Origin of the sequence: Streptomyces sp. SM11, assembly GCF_002910905.1 — a bacterium.
Lineage (GTDB): Bacteria > Actinomycetota > Actinomycetes > Streptomycetales > Streptomycetaceae > Streptomyces.
Genome location: NZ_NEUE01000293.1, coordinates 41,502 through 59,580, shown reverse-complemented (window position 1 = coordinate 59,580; position 18,079 = coordinate 41,502). Strand labels below are relative to the sequence as shown.

The following is an 18,079-nucleotide window of genomic DNA, read 5'->3' as shown; positions in this document are numbered from 1 at the left end:
GCCCCGTACGCGCCGCGTTCCGTGCCTCCGCGCGTACACCCGCACCCAGCAACTCCGCATCTCGCACCACACCGCCGCAGACTGCCCCGGAGGAGAACAACATGAGCCGTAGTGACGTCCTGGTAGACGCCGACTGGGTCGAGGCCCACATCGACGACCCGCAGGTCGCCATCGTCGAGGTGGACGAGGACACCTCGGCGTACGAGAAGAACCACATCACGAACGCGATCCGGATCGACTGGACCAAGGACCTCCAGGACCCGGTCCGCCGTGACTTCGTCGATCAGGCCGGCTTCGAGAAGCTGCTCGGCGAGAAGGGCATCGGCAACGACACGCTGGTCGTCCTCTACGGCGGCAACAACAACTGGTTCGCCTCGTACGCCTACTGGTACTTCAAGCTGTACGGCCACGAGAACGTGAAGCTCCTCGACGGCGGCCGCAAGAAGTGGGAGCTCGACTCCCGCGACCTGACCGACGTCGTCCCGGCACGCCCGGCCACCCAGTACACGGCCAAGCCGCAGGACGAGTCGATCCGCGCCTACCGCGACGACGTCGTCAAGGCCATCGGCAGCCAGAACCTGGTCGACGTGCGCTCGCCCGACGAGTTCAGCGGCAAGCTGCTCGCCCCGGCCCACCTCCCGCAGGAGCAGTCGCAGCGCCCCGGCCACGTGCCGAGCGCCCGGAACATCCCGTGGTCGAAGAACGCCAACGACGACGGCACCTTCAAGTCGGACGACGAGCTCAAGGCCCTCTACGAGGCCGAGCAGGTCGACCTGGCGAAGGACACCATCGCCTACTGCCGCATCGGTGAGCGCTCCGCGCTCACCTGGTTCGTGCTCCACGAGCTGCTCGGCCAGGAGAACGTCAAGAACTACGACGGTTCCTGGACCGAGTACGGCTCCCTCGTCGGCGTGCCGATCGAGCTCGGCGCCAACAAGTAGCGCCACCCGGCAGAGTCCTGGCCGACATGGCCGACATGGCCGATCCGACCGACCCGACCGACCCGACCAGAAGGACAGAACCATGTGTGGAGCACAGGCCGGTGGCCCCGACGCTTCGACGATCAAGCCCGGTGAGACCACCATCCAGGGCAGCGTGACCCGCGACGGCGAGCCCGTCACCGGTTACGTACGGCTCCTGGACTCGACCGGCGAGTTCACCGCCGAGGTCCCGACCTCGGCGACCGGACAGTTCCGGTTCTACGCGGCCGAGGGCACCTGGACGCTCCGCGCCCTGGTCCCGGGCGGCAGCGCCGACCGTACGGTCGTCGCGCAGACCGGCGGACTCTCCGAGGTCGCCATCGCCGTCTGACCCACGGCACGCCGTTTTCCACGGCACACAGAACGGCCGGAGGGCCGCACCCCAGGAACGGTTGGACGCCACCTGACGCGAGGTGCGGCCCTTCGTGCCGTCCGGCGGCCCGGAGGCCTACGCTGGAAGCATGTACGCCCGACGCAGGCGGAACTACTTCCTCATGATGGGCGGATGCGTCGCGCTGTTCGTGTCCGCCTGGACCTTGGTGCGCCTGTGGTCCATGCCGGTCGCCGTCGGCATGTGCGTGGTCGCCATGGTGATCCCGCCGATCGCCGCGATGATCGCCAACCGGCGTGGCCCGGAGGACCGTTGGTGGGACGACCCCTCCGGCGACCCGAAGTCCGACGCGTGGTGGGACGAGCTGGACGGCAAGAAGCACCACTGAAGCGGCGGGGCCCCGGCCGGGTCAGTAGACGAGCGCCTGGGCGCCGTCCGCCATGGCCTCCTGCACGAATACCTGCGCCCCCGCGATGCGTACGCCCTCCAGCACGTCCTTCTCGGTGATGTCGCGCCGGGCCGCGCACTGGGTGCACAGAGTGATCCGGCCGCCCGCCAGGATCGAGTCCAGCAGGTCGGGCAGCGGGGCGGCGTGCGGCAGTTCGAACTCGGCGGCCCGGCCCGGCAGCGCGAACCACGAGGACTCCCCGGTCAGCCAGAGCGAGACCTCGACACCGCTGGCGACGCCCACGGCCGCCACGGTGAAGGCCTGGGAGCAGCGCTCGGCGGCCTCGGGTCCGGCGGTCACCTTGATCACAAGCTTCTTCGGCATATGCCGAACTGTAATCGTCCGGGGCGCAACCTCCTTGCCGGCCTGGGGGTCACTAGTACGCGCAGGTAAAGGAACCCGCGCTTCAGGTCTCTGGGGGGACCCCTTTTGGAACAGAACGACACCACTCCTGCCGCGCCGGAAGGGTCCGCGACCACGCCGATGGGGCCCGCACCCGTGTCGGCCCCACCAGCCCCACCAGCCCCACCAGCCCCACCAGCCCCACCGGCCCCACCGGCCGAACCGCTCGTCCCGCCCGCCGCGTCCGGTGCGCCCGTACGCCGCCGGCCGCGCGGTCGTACGACGCTGATCATCACGGCGGCGGCGCTGCTCGGAATCTCGGGCGGGGCCGCCGTCGGCTACGGCGTCCAGGCGGAGCGGGCGCCGACGCCGCTGGCCGCCCTGTCGCAGCCCGGCCTCGGCTACCCGGCGAAGCCGGCGGCCGCCGATCAGACCCCGGCTCCGCTGCCCGCGGCCCAGGACCGGCAGGTCAGGACGGACGGCGACCTGCGCAAGCTGCTCGTCGACCGGCCCAAGGGCGCGAAGAAGCTCACCGGCAAACTGGGCATCGAGGACGGCTGGGAGCCGATCGGCCAGTATGCCGAGGGCTTCTACGAGGACCCGCACTACATGTTCGAGTCGCTGGCCGGGCTCGGGCTGCGACGGGTGGCGTCGGCCGCCTGGCAGCAGGGGCAGTACCGCGAGACGGTCGTCCATCTGATCCAGTTCCGGTCGAGCGACGTGCTCGGCGCGTCCGACCACTTCGCCGACCAGATGTTCTACATGCCGGACAAAGAAGGCGCGGGCAACCCGGGCGATCCGATCGAGGGAAGCCGCGAAGGCCGCTATTTCCTGTACAAGGTCGAGCGGAAGGCCGGCTATCTGCCCGCCTACCATGCCAGGGCCCTGGCGGTGCGCGGCGACATCGCGCTCGACATCAACATCCACGACACCGTCCCGATCAGCAAGAAGGACATCCGGACACTGGCCGAGCGACAGCTGGAGCGGCTGTGAACGACGACGAGACGCGCCCCGTGACCGAGCCGACCGAGCCGAACGGGTCGCCCGCGCCGGACGCCGCGCCCGTGCCCGCGACTGAGCCCGACGCCGCGCCCGTACCCCCGCCCGCCCCCGGCCGAGGGCGCCGGGTGGTGCTGACCGTGCTGCCCGTCGTCCTGGTGCTCGGGGCGGTGGGCGGCGCGGCCGCCTACACGAAGAACACCGTGGACACCGCCGACCGGACGGTCACGACGACCGTCTGGGACGAGGACCGCGCCCCCGCAGGCAAGGATCCGGCGGGCGAGCCGTCCCGGGGCCGCCACGACAGCGAGCTGACCAAGCTCCTGCTCCCGGTGCCCGAGGGCTACCGGCTCGGCCCGGACATCGGCGAGCTCGGCAACGACAGCGAGACGAGCGGCGCCAAGGCCACCGCCGCGATGAAGGAGATGGGGCGCGGCCTGGCCGGGAAGGACCGCCGCGCGCTGAACAAGTCCGTCGAGAAGCTCCGGGTCCGGGGCATCGCGCAGCGCTCGTACGTCTCGGACGCCCATGACCTCGTCGTGAACGTCCAGATCGTGAAGATGCAGGACAAGCGAGCGGTCCGCGAGACCTATCTGACCCGCAAGAAGCTGCTGGACGGCATCGACGCGTTCCGCAAGGGGCCGTCGGTCGACGGCCACAAGAAGGTTTCCTGCTACCGGCTGCCCAAGGGCGACAAGGAAACCCTCGACGGCGTCATCTGCATCGCGTACGACGGAGAGACCTCGGTCGCCGTGAACGCGAGCGGCAGCAAGCCGTTCAGCCCGTCCGACGTCGGGGACCTGGTGAAGGACCAGCTCGACCACATCGTGTCCCCGGGGGAGTACATATGAGCGAGCAGACGGCGAACCCCGAGGCGGTGGCGACTCCTGCCATGCCCGAGGCCGCGCCCGAGGCCACGTCCGACACCACGCCCGCGGCCCCGCCCGTGCCGCCCGGTGCGGCCGACGCGTCGCCGAAGCCGCCCCGGCGGGTCCTGCGCGCCGTGGCGCGGTGGACGGCCGCCGCGCTGGCGTTCGGGGTGCTGGGCACCGGTACCGCCTTCGGGATCGCCTCCCTGGAGCGGACCGACGTCCCCGGGCTCGCCACCGAGGGCGACGGCCGCTGGGACTACCCGGAGCTGACGCTGCCCCCGCTCCCGGCCGGTTCGCCCCGGCCGTTCTCGGCCGGCAACCCGGCCGAGATCCACCACGCCGACCTGCGCGACCTGCTGCTGCCAGCCCCTGCCGGAGCGGTGCCGGACAAGAAGCTGACCGGCGGCTGGATCTCCACGGAGACGTATCTCGACGCCTACCGGCCGCAGGACCGGAAGTCGGTGTCCCAGCTCCTGAAGGACGCCGCTCCGCGTCACATCGCGGCCCGCGGCTGGACCATGCCGGACGGCACGACGTCCCGGATCTACCTGGTGCGGTTCAACTCGACGGCGTTCGCGAGCCGCGTGCTCGACGACCTGAACGTGGGTGCTTCGGCCGGTACGCCGCTGGACCGTACGGACACCATGGAGTTCGACGACGGCTGGGGCTCGGACAACAACATCGAGAACCTCTCCTCGTACGTCTTCGCCGAGCAGGCGCCCTTCGGAGCCGAGCACGTCCGGCAGGCGTACACCCTGGCGGGGGACACGATCGCCCTCGTCGTGCACGAGCGCGCCGGGAAGCGGGAGACGGCCCGCATCCCCTTCCATCAGACGCTGATCCTGCAGCACCAGCTGCTCGTCTGAGACCCGCGGCAGCGGCCCGCGGCCGACACCTGGACGAGAGGGCCGGGCCCCCACCCATTAGGCTGGGGGCCCGGCCCTGCTACTGCCGCCACCCGCTCGTCACGAGGAGCCCCCTGTGCTTGAGGCATTCTTCTCCGCCCTGCTGATCCTGGTCTGCGTGGGCGTCACCGCCTTCGCCGCGCTCACCGTGAAGAAGCTGTACCAGGGCCAGCGCTGACCCTCGTCGTACCCGGCCCGCACCCGGTCCGCACCGGACCGTTCCGCCCCTCCCTCACAGATCGTCTGAGCCGTTCATGATCGAGATTCCGTCCGACCTCCACCCGGACCTCGTCCCGCTGGCCTTCCTCCTCGGCAACTGGGCGGGCGCGGGCGTGTCCGACTTCCCCGGCGCCGAGAAGTGCAACTTCGGCCAGGAAGTCACCTTCAGCCACGACGGCCGTGACTTCCTGGAGTACGTCTCCCGCACCTGGGTCCTGGACGAGGAGGGCAAGCAGGTCCGGCCGCTGGAGACGGAGACCGGCTACTGGCGCATCGACAAGGACCGCAAGGTCGAGGTCGTCATGGCCCGCGACCAGGGCGTCATCGAGATCTGGTACGGCGAGCTGGCCGACCAGAAGCCGCAGATCGACCTGGTCACCGACGCGGTGGCCCGCACGGCGGCCTCCGGCCCGTACAGCGGCGGCAAGCGGCTCTACGGGTACGTCAAGAGCGACCTCATGTGGGTCGGCGAGAAGGCCACGCCCGAGGTCAAGCTGCGCCCGTACATGTCGGCACACCTGAAGAAGGTCGTCACCCCGGAAGAGGTCGCCGAGATGGCGCGGAACCTCGATGACATGCCGGACGACGGCATCGCGTTCTTCAAGTAAGGAGCCCGTCCCGGACGAGCACTGCTGGCAGGTGCTCACCCCGCTCTACACTGGGCCTGTGGTGAGCACCGACTGGAAGACCGATCTTCGGCAGCGCGGTTACCGGCTGACGCCCCAGCGTCAGCTCGTCCTTGAGGCGGTCGACGCCCTGGAGCACGGGACGCCGGACGACATCCTGTGCGAGGTGCGCAGGACCGCGTCCGGCGTGAACATCTCCACGGTGTACCGGACCCTGGAGCTCTTGGAGGAGCTCGGTCTGGTCAGCCACGCCCATCTGGGGCACGGCGCCCCGTCGTACCACCTGGCCGACCGGCACCACCACATCCATCTCGTCTGCCGGGACTGTGCGGACGTCATCGAGGCGGATCTGTCCGTCGTCACCGAGTTCACCGCGAAGCTGCGCGCCGATTTCGGCTTCGAGACGGACATGAAGCACTTCGCGATCTTCGGCCGGTGCGCGGGCTGCACAGCCACGGAAGCTGCTGCGAAGGCGGCTGTGGACGGGGCCGCCGACGGGACCGGGGGCGGCGCCGTCGGCTCCGGTACGAACACGCCAGCGAAGGACGCGTCCGCCAAGTCGTAGGCTGGGCGCATGAAGAGCCCCCTGCTGTCCCTGCCCGGCGCCGTTCCTGCCGAAGGCCGCGACGAAGGTGTCGCCGCGCATTACGGCGACCTGTTCCGCGAGCAACGCGCCCTCGCCGACGGCAACGGCTTCGTCGACCTCTCCCACCGGGGCGTCGTCACCGTCACCGGCGGCGACCGGCTGGCCTGGCTGCACCTGCTGCTCACCCAACACGTCAGCGACCTCGCCCCGCACCAGGCCACCGAGGCGCTCATCCTCACCGCCAACGGGCACATCGAGCACGCGATGTACCTGGTGGACGACGGTACGACGGTGTGGATGCACGTCGAACCGGACACCCAGGACGACCTGATCGCCTACCTGGAGTCGATGAAGTTCTTCTACCGGGTCGAGGTCGCCGACCGCACCGGGGACATCGCGGTCGTCCACCTCCCCGCCGGCTCCATCGCGGAGGTCCCGGACGGAGTGGCCGTACGGGAGACCCCGCAGGGCCGGGACCTGTTCCTGCCGCGCCCGGACCTGGAGGCGTTCGCCGCCGCGGGCGGCCCCGTCGCCGGGATCCTGGCGTACGAGGCGCTGCGCGTCGAGGGGCACCGGCCGCGCGTCGGCTTCGAGACCGACCACCGCACCATCCCGCACGAGCTGGGCTGGATCGGCAGCGCCGTCCACCTCCAGAAGGGCTGCTACCGGGGTCAGGAGACCGTGGCCCGCGTCCACAACCTGGGGAAGCCGCCGCGCCGGCTCGTCTTCCTGCACCTTGACGGCAGCGAGGTGCATCTGCCCGGACACGGGACGCCGGTGCGGCTGGCCGCCGACGGCCAGGAGGGCCGCCAGCTCGGCTTCATCACCACCTCGGCCCGCCACCACGAGCTGGGTCCGATCGCCCTGGCCCTGGTCAAGCGGAACGTGGCCGTCGACGCGGAGTTGCTCGCCGGGGACACGGCGGCCGCCCAGGAGACGGTCGTCGAGCCGTAGCGGGCCGCCCCCGTCCGCGTACGGCTACACCTCGATGATCACTGTGAACGGGCCGTGATTCGTGAGCGAGACCCGCATGTCCGCTCCGAACCGGCCCGTCTCCACCTGCGCCCCCAGCGCCCGCAGCCGCGCCACGACCTCGTCCACCAGCGGCTCGGCGACCTCGCCCGGCGCCGCGGCGTTCCAGGTGGGCCGCCGACCCTTGCGGGCGTCCCCGTAGAGAGTGAACTGAGAAATCACCAGGAGGGGCGCATTCACATCCGAACAGGACTTCTCGCCCTCCAGGATGCGCACCGACCAGAGCTTGCGGGCAAGCTGCGCCGCCTTCTCCGGGGTGTCGTCATGGGTGACCCCCACCAGCACACACAGGCCCTCACCGACGATCTCCCCGACGATCCCGGGGGTCGAGGGGTCGTCCGTCGCACCGGCGACGGAGACGGTCGCGCCGTCCACTCTCTGTACCACTGCACGCATACAGACCAACCTATCTTGGGCTGAACGGGTACAGAGCACCTGCATCGGCACGGTGCGGAGTGGCACGATGCACGATGTCGGTGTGCCGACGCACCGGTCGAGGGGACGGAACAGCATGAGTACATATGGAGCCGGACAATCTCCCGGTGCCGTACCGGGCGCACGTCACCGCACCAGCATCCTGCGGTCACCCGTACAGCGCAGTCTGCCAGGGGAGAGTCCCGTACCCCTGCCGCCGCCAGCTCAGGGTCCCGTGTCCGGCCCCGTGTCCGGCCCCGTGTCCGGCCCCGTGCCCGGGCCCGCCACCGTGCCCGAGCAGGCCGGCGGGGACGCGGGCTTCGGCGGGCTGCGGCTGCCGGAGCTGCGGACGCTGCGCCGGGACGCCCAGCGCGACGAGGCCGATATCGGCTACGTACGCCGGCTGGTGCAGGGACGGATCGACATCCTCCGAGCCGAACTGGCCCGCCGCCGGGATCCGGAGGCGGGGCCCGTGGAGGACGCGGCGGTGGTCGACCGGCTCTCGGAGATCCTGGCCGACACCCCGTCCCGGCACCGCTCCTCCGCCCGGCACGTCACGCTGAGGACACCGCGCGGCGACGAGTTCCGGCAGCTCGCCGCCGAGACCCTCGCCGAGGTCGAACTGTCCGATCTGGACGCCCGGACGGACGAGGAACTGCACACGGCGATGGGGCGGCTCGTCCGCTACGAACAGCAGGTCTCACGTCGCCGTCACGAGCTCCAGCGCACCGCCGACGATTGCAGCGCGGAGATCGCCCGCAGGTACCGTGACGGGGAAGCACAAGTGGACGACCTGCTCGCCTGAAGCGATCCTTCCGGGCGCGGGTCCCGCACCCCGTCCCCGGAAGGCCACCATGACGTCCATCGACGCCCCGTCCGCCATATCCCCCGCATCCTCCGCCCCGGCCCCCGCCCCGCCCGTCCTGGCCGAGGTCGTGCGTTCCGGGTTCACGGAGGGACACCACCGGGGATCGCTGGTCCTGCTGGCCGCCGACGGCAGCGTGCAGCGGGCGATCGGCGATCCGGCGGCGCCGGTCTTCCCCCGGTCCTCCAACAAGCCGATGCAGGCCGCCGCGATCCTCCGGGCCGGCCTCGACCTCTCGGGCGAACGGCTGGCACTGGCCGCCGCGAGCCACTCCGGGGAGCCCTTCCACCTCGGCCTCGTGCGGAAGATGCTCGCCGAGCACGGACTGAGCACCGCCGACCTCCAGACCCCGCCGGACCTGCCGCTGGACGCGGTGGAGGCGGAGGCCTACCTCGCCGCCGGGAACGTACGCGAGCGGATCACGATGAACTGCTCCGGCAAGCACGCGGCCATGCTCGCCGTCTGCGTCCGCAACGGCTGGGACACCGCGACCTACCTCGACCCCGCCCACCCGCTCCAGCAGCTCGTGGGCCAGGTCGTCGCCGAGGCGGCGGGCGAGCCCGTCGCGGCGCTCGGCACGGACGGCTGCGGGGCCCCGCTGATGGCGATCGGGCTGACGGGCCTGGCCCGCGCCTTCCGGTCCTTCGTGCTGGCGGAGCCCGGGAGCGCCGAGCGCCGGGTCGCGGACGCCATGCGCGCCCACCCGGAGTACGTCGCGGGCACCCGGCGTCCGGACACCTGGCTGATGCGCGAGGTACCGGGGACGCTCTCCAAGATGGGTGCCGAGGCGGTCCAAGCGGTGGCCCTGGCCGACGGCCGGGCCCTCGCCTTCAAGATCGACGACGGGGCGGTCCGGGCGCTCGGCCCGGTGCTGGCCCGCGCCCTGGAGACGCTGGGCGTGGACGCCCCGGTGGTCGCCCGGGTCGGACGCTCGCCGCTGCTCGGCGGGGCGGCGGAGGTCGGGGAAATTCGCGCGACATTCTGAGGCGTGCGTGCGTAGCGTGGAGGAATGAGCCTTGATGTCCGCACCGTCACCGCGTCCGAGACCGCCGACTGGATGAGGGCGGTGGGGACCGGTTTCTTCGAGGCCGGCACCCCGAGCGAGGAGCTCGTCGCGGACCGTTTCGCCGACGCCGATCTCTCCCGTGTGCAGGGCGCCTTCGAGGCCGGGCGCTGCGTGGCGACGTTCCGCTCGTTCGCCCAGGAGCTGACCGTGGTCGGCGGGGCCACCGTGCGGGCCGACGCGATCAGCGGGGTGACGGTGACGGCCACACACCGCCGGCGCGGACTGCTCAGCCGGATGATGGCGACGGACCTGGCGGCGGCCAAGGAGCGCGGCGAGCCGGTCGCCTCGCTGATCGCCGCCGAGTATCCGATCTACGGGCGGTACGGCTTCGGCCCCGCCGCCTGGAACGCCGAGTGGGAGGTCTCCGTGCACCGGGCGGGCCTCGACCCGCGCCGCTCCGGGCAGCCGGCGGGCGGCGGCCGCGTCGAGATGGTGGACGGTGCCGACGTCCGCAAGATCGGCCCCGAGGTGCATGGAGCGCTGGCGGCCCGGCAGCCCGGCGTCGTCAACCGCGGCGAGCGCTGGTGGCGGCAGCGCACGGGGGCCGCGCCCCGCCCGGACCACGAGAAGTGGACCGAGCCCTTCTACGTGGTGCACCGTGCCGCCGACGGCAAGGTCGACGGCCTGATGGTGTACGGCGCGGACGGCAAGTGGGGCGACGGGGGGCAGCCACTGAACACCGCCTCCGTACGGGACATGATCGCGCTGAACCCGGCGGCCGAGCGGGCCCTGTGGCACTACGTCTGCTCGATCGACTGGATCACCACCGTCCGCTCCGGCAACCGGGCCCCCGATGACCTGCTCCCGCTGCTGCTCCCCGACCCGCGCGCGGCCCGGCCGGTCACGAACATGGACTGGCTGTGGCTGCGGATGCTGGACGTGCCGCGCGCCCTGGAGGCCCGGAGCTACGGCACCGAGGCGTCGCTCGTCCTGGACGTCCGGGACGAAGCGTGCCTGGCCGGCGGCCGCTTCCTGCTGGACGCCTCGCCCTCCGGCGCGCGCTGCACCCCGACCACCCGGAGCGCCGATCTGACTCTGGGCGTGGCGGAGTTGTCCACGCTGTACCTGGGCGACGAGTCCGTGCGGCGGCTGGTGGACCTGGGCCGGGCCGAGGAGTCGCAGGCGGGCGCGGCGACGACGGCGGATGCCGTGTTCCGTACGGGGCGGCGGCCCTGGTGCCCGGACGTGTTCTGAGTCCCGCCCGCCGGTGGGTTCGGGTCAGCGTGTCCGGATCCGGAACAGCGTCCCCGAGGTGGCGATCGCCACGGCGAGCAGCCCGGCGGCCCAGGCGAGCGCGGTCCAGGGGGTGTTGCCCACCTCCTGGCCGAGCAGCAGCCCGCGCAGGGACTCGATGGCCGGGGTGATCGGCTGGTGGTCGGTGAAGCCGTGCAGCCAGTCCGGCATCTTCTCGGTCGGGACGAACGCGCTGCTCGGGTAGGGCAGGAACGACATGAAGAACGTGAAGCCGCTCGCCGCCTCCGGAGTCCGGGCCAGCAGGCCGATCGCCGCCGAGATCCAGGACAGGGCCACGATGTAGGCCACCAGCACGACAGCCACCAGGAGCCAGCCGCTCCAGGTGGCGGCGGGGCGGAAACCGATCAGCAGCGCGACGCCGAAGACCAGGGCGGTGGCGCAGAGATTGCGGACGGTGCTGGCCGCCACATGTCCGGCGAGCACCGGCGTACCGCCCACGTCCAGGGAGCGGAAGCGGTCGATGATGCCGCCCTTCATGTCCTCGCTGACGGCGGTGGCGGTGGTCGCGGCGCCGAACCCGGCGGACAGGAGCAGCACGCCCGGGACGACGTACATGACGTACGAGTCGTAGTCCGTCCCGGTGTCGATCGCGCCGCCGAAGAAGTAGACGAAGATCAGCATCAGCATGATCGGCAGGGCCAGGGACGTGATCAGCGCGTCGGTGTTGCGGCTGCTGATGCGCAGGGCCCGGACGGCCATGACCGTGGTGTGGGTGAGCGGACCGGGCCCGGAGCCCGGGCGCTTCGCGGCCCCGCCGGTCTGCCGGGCCGGGGTCCTGTGCCGAACGGCGGTGTCAGACATGGGCGGATGCCTCCGGGGTCGTGGGCGTCTTCGAGGTCAGGTCCAGGAAGACGTCGTCGAGGGTCGCGCTGTGCAGGCTGAAGCGGTCGATCTCCCGGCCGGTCGGGTCGATCTCGTCGAGCAGGGCACGCACCTGGGACGCCGAGCCGTCGGTGGGGAGGCCGAGCGTCAGGGTCCCGGGGGAGTGGTGGACGGCCCGGCCGGCGAGAGCGGGCCGGACGACCCGGAGTACGAGTTCACCTTCGGCCTGGGCGTGCTGCTGGACGGGGTGGAGGTGCTGATCCGGAAGACGGCCGACGGCTCCCACTCCGGGGGATGACGTCAAGTCCGCTTGAGGTCAAGGGCGTACGCTTCATGGTCATGAGCGGAGAGAAGGCCGGGAGCACGACCGAGAATGACCCCGGGAACGGCGATGACGGGCAGACCGCCGGTCACGCACGGCAGCGCCCCCGGGCCCCGGCGCCGGGCGGTCTGCGGGAGCGCAAGAAGCAGCTGACCTACCAGGCGGTCTCCGAGGCGGCCATCGCGATGTTCCTGGAGCGCGGCTTCGACAAGGTGTCCGTGGCGGAGGTGGCGGCCGCGGCGGACATCTCCAAGCCGACGCTGTTCCGGTACTTCCCCGCCAAGGAGGACCTGGTGCTGCACCGGTTCGCCGACCACGAGGACGAGCCCGCCCGGGTGGTCGCCGGACGTCCTCCCGCCGACAGCCCGCTGGACGCCCTGCGCCGCCACTTCCTCGACGGCCTCGACCGCCGCGACCCGGTGACCGGCCTGTGCGACGCGCCCGAAGTGCTGGCGTTCCTGCGTCTGTTGTACGGAACGCCGTCGTTGGTGGCCCGCATGTACGCCTACCAGGGCCGCTCCGAGACGGCCCTCGCCCGCGCCCTCGGCGGCGGCCCGCCCGAACGGCTCGCGGCCGGGCAGATCATCGCCGTCCTGCGCATCCTGGCCCTGGACAACTGGCGGCGGATCGACGCGGGGGAGAGCGCGGACCGGGTCTACCCGGGCGCGGTGCAGGCGGCCGAACAGGCGTTCGCCCAGCTGCGGGCGGGGCTGGAGCCTCAGCCGCGTCGCTGAGGGGGATTATGGGGGGCGGCGCCCGTCACCGGCGCGCCCCGGCGTACTCCGCGCACGGCCCCAACGCCTTCCGCAAGTCGGCCGGTTCGCGGTAGACAACGCCGGTCATGCCGAGGGCGGCGGCCGCGTCGACGTTCTCCTGCCGGTCGTCCACGAACAGGCACCGGGCTGGCGGTACGCCCGCCCGGTCGGCCGCGATGCGGTAGATGGCCAGGTCGGGCTTGGCCAGCTGCTCCAGTGCACTGCTCACGACCGCGTCGGCCAGGTCGCTCAGGTCCAGCAGGGCCAGGTCGGCGTCCAGTTGGAGGGTCGCGTTGGTGACGAGCACCAGGGGGACGTGAGTCCTCGCCCGGCGCAGCAGGGACACCACCTCCTCGTCGGCCCGGAACGGCGCGTCCGCGAGGGCCCGGCCCAGTTCGCGGGCCCGGACCACGCCCACCCGCTCCGTGAGCCCCGCGGCTATGGACTCCACCCAGGCGTCCGGGGTGATCCGGCCCAGGAGCAGCGGGAGATCGATCTCGGGCGCGTAGGCGACCTCCGTCGTGGTGCCCTCCGGCAGCCCGGCGGCCCGTTCCAGGGCGGCGAGCGGGGCGGTGTCGTAGAAGCGGACGACGTTGTCGAGGTCGCAGAGCACGGCGTCGAAGGCGCGGCCGGCGGGGGCCGGTGCGGGGGTGCGGTCGTCGCCCGGGGCAGGGGCGTATCGCGTGCTCATGGCTGGTCTCCTACGGCGGCTCTAGGGGCGGCGCTGTGGCGTTGCAGTGGTGTGGTGGTGCGGTGATGCGATGCGTGGTCGACCATGAACGGCCGCCGGACCGTTCATGGTCGACCACAGCCACCCCTTTCGGGCGGCCCGCGGGGTGTCACGCGGCACCGTGCGTCCCACACTCGGAGACGGTCAGCCGGTCAGCGCCCGCCAGGTCACCGGGCCCGCCACGCCGTCGACCACCAGGCGGTTGACGCTCTGGTAGGCGCGTACGGCATTGGTGGTGACGGAACCGAATCCGCCGTCGACCGTCAGCCGGGCGCTGCGCCTGTTCAGCGCGGTCTGCAGGGCTCGGACGTGGGACCCGCCGGCACCCTGCCGCAGGGTGTGGACGAGCACCGGCCAGGTGGCCGGGCCGACCTGGCCGTCGGCCGCCAGCCCCTTGGAGCGCTGGAACCGCTTGACCGCCTCGACCGATACGGAACCGTACTGCCCGTCGGCGACCAGCCCGTGGCCGCGCCGGTTCATCAGGTGCTGGATCACGACGACCGTGGCGCCGCTCGCGCCAGGGTCGATCCTCGACCAGCCGCCGGCCAGGTCCACACCCCGGGCGGCCAGGAAGCCGACGGGGTTCACCGTGGCGCCGAGGCGTCCCGAGTGGGTCTCGAAGTGCAGGTGCGGGCCGGTCACATTGCCGGTGGCGCCCATGTCGGCGATGCGCTGCCCGGCCGAGACCCTGGCGTTGAGCGTGACCCGGTAGGCGTTGAGGTGCCCGTAATAGGTGTACTGGTTGTTGCCGTGCGCGATCACCAGGGCGTTGCCGGTCCGGCCCGGCAGCCCTCCTCCCCACGACCGGCGTACGACCGTGCCCGCGGCCGCGGCGTAGACCGCGGTACCCGTGGAGTTGCTGACGTCCTGACCGGCGTGGGACGCGCCGCCTCTGGGCGCGCCGTAGTGGCCGCCGGCCGGGAACCGCCCGCGGGCGGGATTGGCCCATGCCCCGTTCTTGGCCGCTGCCGCTGCCGCTGTCGTCGCTGTTTTCGTTTCAGCTTCAGCTGCTGTTGACGCCGCGGCCGTGGAGGCTCCGGCCGACAGGTTCACGGCGAGCACGCCCAGGCCCAGGCCGGCCAGCAGCCCCCGACGGGACAGTCCCTGGATCGGGCCCTCCGCGGCCACGGGCGTGTCGGCTGGCGCGGTGGTGGTTGCACAGGATCGGCACATGATGTCTCCCTCGAAGCGGGTCGAGCGCGCGGGATGAGCGGGCTGAGTGGGATGAGCGGGCTGAGTGGGCCGAGCGGGATACGAGGATCTACCCGCATAGACAGTAGGTCCGTCCGGCCGTCCTGTCAGGGGCCCACGGGCCCACGGCGGGGCCCAAAGCACGCTCCGGTTACCGGCGTTGTGCGCGTGGACGTCCCGCTGGTGCGCCCCGGCCGGAGTAGCAGGGCCGCGACGACGGAGGCTGTGACGAGAAGCCCCGCGTCGACGGTGAACGCCGACCGGTAGCCCCGGTCAGCGCCTCGGCCGAGGAGAGTCCGGCGGCGTCGAGCGCCTCGGTCCGGCCGGCGGCCAGGGTCGACAGGACGGCCACGCCGAGGGCCGTGCCGATCTGCTGGGTCGTGTTGAAGGGGCCCGAGGCGAGTTCTGGCGTCGCCTCGTACGGCGCGGACGCGCCCCGCCCTACCGTGCGAGTCCGGCCGGCCCCTGTGCCCGGCCGAGGATTCGGGACGCCAGCTTCTCGGCCAGGCGGCCGCCGGTGCCGCGACGGCGGCGGGAGAGGGCCAGGCCCAGATGGCGGCGCGGGCTCGGCTCGGCCAGCGGGAAGTCGACCAGCTCCGGGTCCCGGGTCAGGCCGATCTCGGGAATCAACGCGATGCCGACGCCGGCGCGGACGAGCGACTGGGCGAAGTCGTAATCCGTCGCCGTGCACGAGATCCGCAGTTCGACGCCGACCAGTTCGGCGTGGCCGGCGAGCTGGTCGGCCGACTTCCGGCAGCCCAGGATCCAGCGCTGTTCGGCGAGTTCGGCCAGATGCGGCGGATCCGGGCGGTCCAGGTAGCGCGCCGCGGCAGGGTGACCGCGCGGCAGGACGACCCGCAGCGGGTCCACTCCGAGGGCCGTCCAGTCCAGGCCGGACCGGTCGCCGGGCCGGGCGGGCGGCGGGCCGTCGAAGTGGTAGGCGAGGGCGACATCGGCCCGCCCCTCGCGGACGTAGGGAAGGCTCTCCTCCGGTTCTGCCTCCAGGATCGTCAGCTCCACCTCGGGGTGATCGACGACGAACCCGGAGAGCGCGGTGGGCAGCAGCCTGCGGCCGCCGCTGGCGAAGGTGGCGACGGTGAGCGCGATCCGCTCGGCGGCCAGCCGATCGATGCGCCGCTGGGTGTCGGACAGTTCGGCGGCGATCGAGTCCGCCGCCTCCACCAGCAGGCGGCCCGCGTCTGTCAACGTGACGCCCCGGGTGGAACGTTCGACCGCGGGCGCGCCGAGGCCGCGCTCCAGCGCGGCGATCTGCTGCGAGACGGCCGAGGGCGTGCAGTGCAGCGCGAGGGCGGCCCGATTGAAGCTGCCGTGACGGGCGACCTCGCGCAGGACGGCCAGCCGCTGAACATCGATCAACAGTTCTCCTAATGATGTGGTGCCCTGATCGATACTACCGCCGTTGACCGGGTCTGAGCAGACTGAACACCGATGGCGCAGGACGACGCGGGACCACACAGGGCGACGCGGGACGACGTACGGGAAAGGGGCCGCGGCATGGACGTGTGCGTGATCGGAGGAAGCCGTCACTTCGGGCGCCGGCTGATCGGGGAACTGCGGGCCTCGGGGGCGGCGGTGACCGTCGTGAACCGGGGGTCGGCGCCCGCACCGCACGGCGTGACCCATCTGCTCGCCGACCGCGACGACGAGGCCGCGTTGCGTGCGGCGCTCGGGGGCCGGCGCTTCGACGTCGTGATCGACCAGGTCTGCTACACGCCGCTCCAGGCGGCCGTCGCCGCCCGGGTCTTCGCCGGCCGCACCCGGCGCTATGTGCTGACCTCCACGGTCGAGGTCTACGCCGAACTCGGCCGGCCGGGCGGACCGGCCGTCCCGGAGGAGGCGGTCGACCCGTCGGCCGGGTCGTTCGACCTGGAACTGCCGTGGGCGAAAGGACGGTTCCTGGAGGACCACTACGGCGAGGGCAAGCGCCAGGCGGAGGCACTGCTCACGCGGGAGGCGCCGTTCGACGTCGCTGTGGTCCGTACGGCGCACGTCCTCGGCGGCGCCGACTTCACCGGGCGGCTCGCGCACTACGTGGAACGGATCGAGCAGGGCCTGCCGGTGGTGGTCCACCCCGCACCGCAGCCCGCGTCATTCGTCCACGAGCCGGAGGTCGCCCGCTTCCTGGCATGGGCCGCGGCGGCGGACTTCACCGGACCCGTCAACGCGGCCTCCCGCGGAACTCTAGACGCACGGGAGTTGTGTACGGCGATCGGCGCGGCGATCGAAGTGGAGCCGAGGCTGACCGACGGGCCGGGCGCGCTTCTCTCCCCGTTCTCCTTCGACCGCTGCTACGCCATGGACACCGACCGGGCATCCCGGCTCGGCTTCGGCTTCTCGTCGGTCGCCGACTGGCTGCCGCTGGTCATCAAGGAGGCCCGAGAGCGATGACGATTCCGCCCACTCCGCCCACTCCACCCGTGCCCACCGCCGTCCGCACCATCGGCGGCATGGCGCTGGGATCCATCGGCCTCGGCGCTATGCCGCTCTCCGTCGAAGGGCGCCCGCACGAGGAGCAGGCGGTCGCCACGATCCATGCCGCACTCGACGCCGGCGTACGGCTGATCGACACCGCCGACTGCTATCAGTGGCACCCCGGCGAACTCGGCCACAACGAACGGCTGATCGCCCGGGCGCTGGCCGCCTACGGGAGTGGCTCGGCGGAGGTGCTGGTGGCGACCAAGGCCGGCCGCGGCCGGCCCGGCGACGGGTCGTGGACGGTGAACGGCGACCCGCGCCACCTGCGCCGTGCGGCCGAGGCATCGGCGGTCCGGCTCGGCGTGGAGGCCATCGGCCTCTACCAGCTGCACAAGCCGGACCCGGCCGTCCCCTTCGCCGAGTCGGTCGGCGCACTGCGGGACCTGGCCGACGCCGGCACAATCCGGGCGGTCGGCCTCTCCAACGTCGGCCGTGAGCAGATCCGTACGGCGTACGAGATACTCGGGCCCCGCCTGGTCTCGGTGCAGAACCGCTTCTCCCCGGCGCACCCGTCCAACCGGGACACCCTCGACCTGTGCACCGGACTCGGCCTGGCCTTCCTGCCGTGGAGCCCGCTCGGCGGGATCTCGCGCAGCGCGGTCGACGCCCAGGGAACCGCCGAACCCGCACCGGACACGCCGTTCCACGCCCTGGCCCGTTCGCGAGGCGTCAGCCCGCAGCAGATCTGCCTCGCCTGGCAGCTGGCCCAGTCGCCGGTCCTGATCCCGATCCCGGGCGCCCGCCGGCCGGCCTCCGTCCGCGACTCGGCCGCGGCGGCCGGGCTCACGCTGTCGGCGGCGGAGGTGGCGGGCCTCCACCTCTGA

At 72.2% G+C, this 18,079-nt stretch carries 21 protein-coding genes and 2 pseudogenes; 16 read left to right on the top strand and 7 right to left on the bottom strand.

Annotated features, from left to right (window positions below):
• Window positions 1–101: 101 nt before the first annotated feature.
• The 3 genes from B9S58_RS32435 to B9S58_RS32425 all read left to right on the top strand — a co-directional run bounded on the left by B9S58_RS32435 (window position 102) and on the right by B9S58_RS32425 (window position 1,699).
• On the top strand, window positions 102–941 hold the full coding sequence (locus B9S58_RS32435; RefSeq protein ID WP_103535467.1) for a sulfurtransferase: 840 nt from the start codon (window positions 102–104) through the stop codon (window positions 939–941).
• A gap of 82 nt (window positions 942–1,023) precedes the next feature.
• Window positions 1,024–1,311, top strand: coding sequence for a DUF1416 domain-containing protein (locus B9S58_RS32430; protein ID WP_003968135.1), 288 nt, complete (start codon window positions 1,024–1,026; stop codon window positions 1,309–1,311).
• A gap of 130 nt (window positions 1,312–1,441) precedes the next feature.
• Window positions 1,442–1,699, top strand: a complete 258-nt coding sequence (locus B9S58_RS32425) for a DUF3099 domain-containing protein (RefSeq protein WP_103535499.1) — start codon at window positions 1,442–1,444, stop codon at window positions 1,697–1,699.
• Between the two features lie 21 nt (window positions 1,700–1,720).
• Here B9S58_RS32425 and B9S58_RS32420 read toward each other — a convergent pair whose 3' ends face one another.
• Window positions 1,721–2,083 carry a DsrE family protein gene (locus B9S58_RS32420; protein WP_047177393.1) on the bottom strand — a complete coding sequence of 121 codons (363 nt, stop codon included), beginning with the start codon at window positions 2,081–2,083 and terminating at the stop codon, window positions 1,721–1,723.
• Window positions 2,084–2,257: 174 nt separating this feature from the next.
• On the opposite strand from B9S58_RS32420, the gene B9S58_RS32410 reads away from it, so the two are divergent.
• The 6 genes from B9S58_RS32410 (at window position 2,258) to B9S58_RS32380 (ending at window position 7,262) form a co-directional block, all read left to right on the top strand.
• Complete coding sequence (locus tag B9S58_RS32410; RefSeq protein ID WP_374935727.1) at window positions 2,258–3,094, top strand: hypothetical protein; 837 nt, start codon at window positions 2,258–2,260, stop codon at window positions 3,092–3,094.
• Window positions 3,091–3,951, top strand: coding sequence for a hypothetical protein (locus B9S58_RS32405; protein WP_103535465.1), 861 nt, complete (start codon window positions 3,091–3,093; stop codon window positions 3,949–3,951). The genes B9S58_RS32410 and B9S58_RS32405 overlap by 4 nt, the downstream gene beginning before the upstream one ends.
• A complete protein-coding gene (locus B9S58_RS32400) occupies window positions 3,948–4,838 on the top strand; it encodes a hypothetical protein (protein ID WP_103535464.1) in 891 nt (296 codons plus the stop codon). The genes B9S58_RS32405 and B9S58_RS32400 overlap by 4 nt, the downstream gene beginning before the upstream one ends.
• A 293-nt stretch (window positions 4,839–5,131) precedes the next feature.
• The gene (locus B9S58_RS32390; protein WP_103535462.1) at window positions 5,132–5,704 is read left to right on the top strand and encodes an FABP family protein; all 573 of its coding nucleotides are present in this window, start codon (window positions 5,132–5,134) and stop codon (window positions 5,702–5,704) included.
• A 58-nt stretch (window positions 5,705–5,762) separates the two neighbouring features.
• Entirely contained in the window at window positions 5,763–6,287 is a 525-nt protein-coding gene (locus B9S58_RS32385; protein ID WP_103535497.1) for a Fur family transcriptional regulator, read from the top strand.
• 9 nt (window positions 6,288–6,296) lie between these two features.
• Window positions 6,297–7,262: a folate-binding protein YgfZ gene (locus tag B9S58_RS32380; protein WP_103535461.1), complete on the top strand. Its 966-nt coding sequence runs from the start codon at window positions 6,297–6,299 to the stop codon at window positions 7,260–7,262.
• A 24-nt stretch (window positions 7,263–7,286) separates the two neighbouring features.
• Here B9S58_RS32380 and dtd read toward each other — a convergent pair whose 3' ends face one another.
• Window positions 7,287–7,736, bottom strand: coding sequence for a D-aminoacyl-tRNA deacylase (gene dtd, locus B9S58_RS32375; protein WP_103535460.1), 450 nt, complete (start codon window positions 7,734–7,736; stop codon window positions 7,287–7,289).
• Between the two features lie 115 nt (window positions 7,737–7,851).
• Here dtd and B9S58_RS32370 point away from each other — a divergent pair, with 115 nt between their 5' ends.
• The 3 genes from B9S58_RS32370 to B9S58_RS32360 are packed head-to-tail and all read left to right on the top strand — an operon-like array spanning window position 7,852 to window position 10,879.
• Window positions 7,852–8,559 (top strand): ABC transporter substrate-binding protein, encoded by a 708-nt coding sequence (locus B9S58_RS32370; protein WP_258045166.1) that lies wholly within the window; start codon window positions 7,852–7,854, stop codon window positions 8,557–8,559.
• A gap of 49 nt (window positions 8,560–8,608) precedes the next feature.
• Window positions 8,609–9,604, top strand: coding sequence for an asparaginase (locus tag B9S58_RS32365; protein ID WP_103535459.1), 996 nt, complete (start codon window positions 8,609–8,611; stop codon window positions 9,602–9,604).
• Between the two features lie 24 nt (window positions 9,605–9,628).
• Window positions 9,629–10,879 (top strand): GNAT family N-acetyltransferase, encoded by a 1,251-nt coding sequence (locus B9S58_RS32360; RefSeq protein ID WP_103535458.1) that lies wholly within the window; start codon window positions 9,629–9,631, stop codon window positions 10,877–10,879.
• 24 nt (window positions 10,880–10,903) lie between these two features.
• Here B9S58_RS32360 and B9S58_RS32355 read toward each other — a convergent pair whose 3' ends face one another.
• Both B9S58_RS32355 and B9S58_RS32350 read right to left on the bottom strand, forming a co-directional pair.
• Window positions 10,904–11,740, bottom strand: coding sequence for an ABC transporter permease (locus tag B9S58_RS32355; RefSeq protein ID WP_103535457.1), 837 nt, complete (start codon window positions 11,738–11,740; stop codon window positions 10,904–10,906).
• A pseudogene (locus tag B9S58_RS32350) lies at window positions 11,733–11,948 on the bottom strand (ABC transporter); the annotation flags it as partial. The pseudogene B9S58_RS32350 and the gene B9S58_RS32355, both read right to left, overlap by 8 nt.
• Here B9S58_RS32350 and B9S58_RS39700 point away from each other — a divergent pair.
• Both B9S58_RS39700 and B9S58_RS32340 read left to right on the top strand, forming a co-directional pair.
• Window positions 11,949–12,059 (top strand): annotated as a pseudogene (locus B9S58_RS39700) (TetR/AcrR family transcriptional regulator); the annotation flags it as partial. It abuts the pseudogene before it with no gap.
• Between the two features lie 35 nt (window positions 12,060–12,094).
• Window positions 12,095–12,817 carry a TetR/AcrR family transcriptional regulator gene (locus B9S58_RS32340; RefSeq protein ID WP_103535495.1) on the top strand — a complete coding sequence of 241 codons (723 nt, stop codon included), beginning with the start codon at window positions 12,095–12,097 and terminating at the stop codon, window positions 12,815–12,817.
• 25 nt (window positions 12,818–12,842) lie between these two features.
• Here B9S58_RS32340 and B9S58_RS32335 read toward each other — a convergent pair whose 3' ends face one another.
• The 3 genes from B9S58_RS32335 to B9S58_RS32325 form a co-directional block, all read right to left on the bottom strand.
• The gene (locus B9S58_RS32335) at window positions 12,843–13,529 is read right to left on the bottom strand and encodes an HAD-IA family hydrolase (protein ID WP_103535456.1); all 687 of its coding nucleotides are present in this window, start codon (window positions 13,527–13,529) and stop codon (window positions 12,843–12,845) included.
• Window positions 13,530–13,712: 183 nt separating this feature from the next.
• Window positions 13,713–14,741, bottom strand: coding sequence for a peptidoglycan-binding protein (locus B9S58_RS32330; protein WP_181009533.1), 1,029 nt, complete (start codon window positions 14,739–14,741; stop codon window positions 13,713–13,715).
• A gap of 459 nt (window positions 14,742–15,200) precedes the next feature.
• The gene (locus B9S58_RS32325) at window positions 15,201–16,136 is read right to left on the bottom strand and encodes a LysR family transcriptional regulator (RefSeq protein WP_103535455.1); all 936 of its coding nucleotides are present in this window, start codon (window positions 16,134–16,136) and stop codon (window positions 15,201–15,203) included.
• A 138-nt stretch (window positions 16,137–16,274) separates the two neighbouring features.
• Between B9S58_RS32325 and B9S58_RS32320 the strand changes: the two genes are divergently transcribed.
• The gene (locus B9S58_RS32320) at window positions 16,275–17,168 is read left to right on the top strand and encodes a reductase (protein ID WP_103535454.1); all 894 of its coding nucleotides are present in this window, start codon (window positions 16,275–16,277) and stop codon (window positions 17,166–17,168) included.
• On the top strand, window positions 17,165–18,079 hold the full coding sequence (locus tag B9S58_RS32315) for an aldo/keto reductase (RefSeq protein WP_258045165.1): 915 nt from the start codon (window positions 17,165–17,167) through the stop codon (window positions 18,077–18,079). The genes B9S58_RS32320 and B9S58_RS32315 overlap by 4 nt, the downstream gene beginning before the upstream one ends.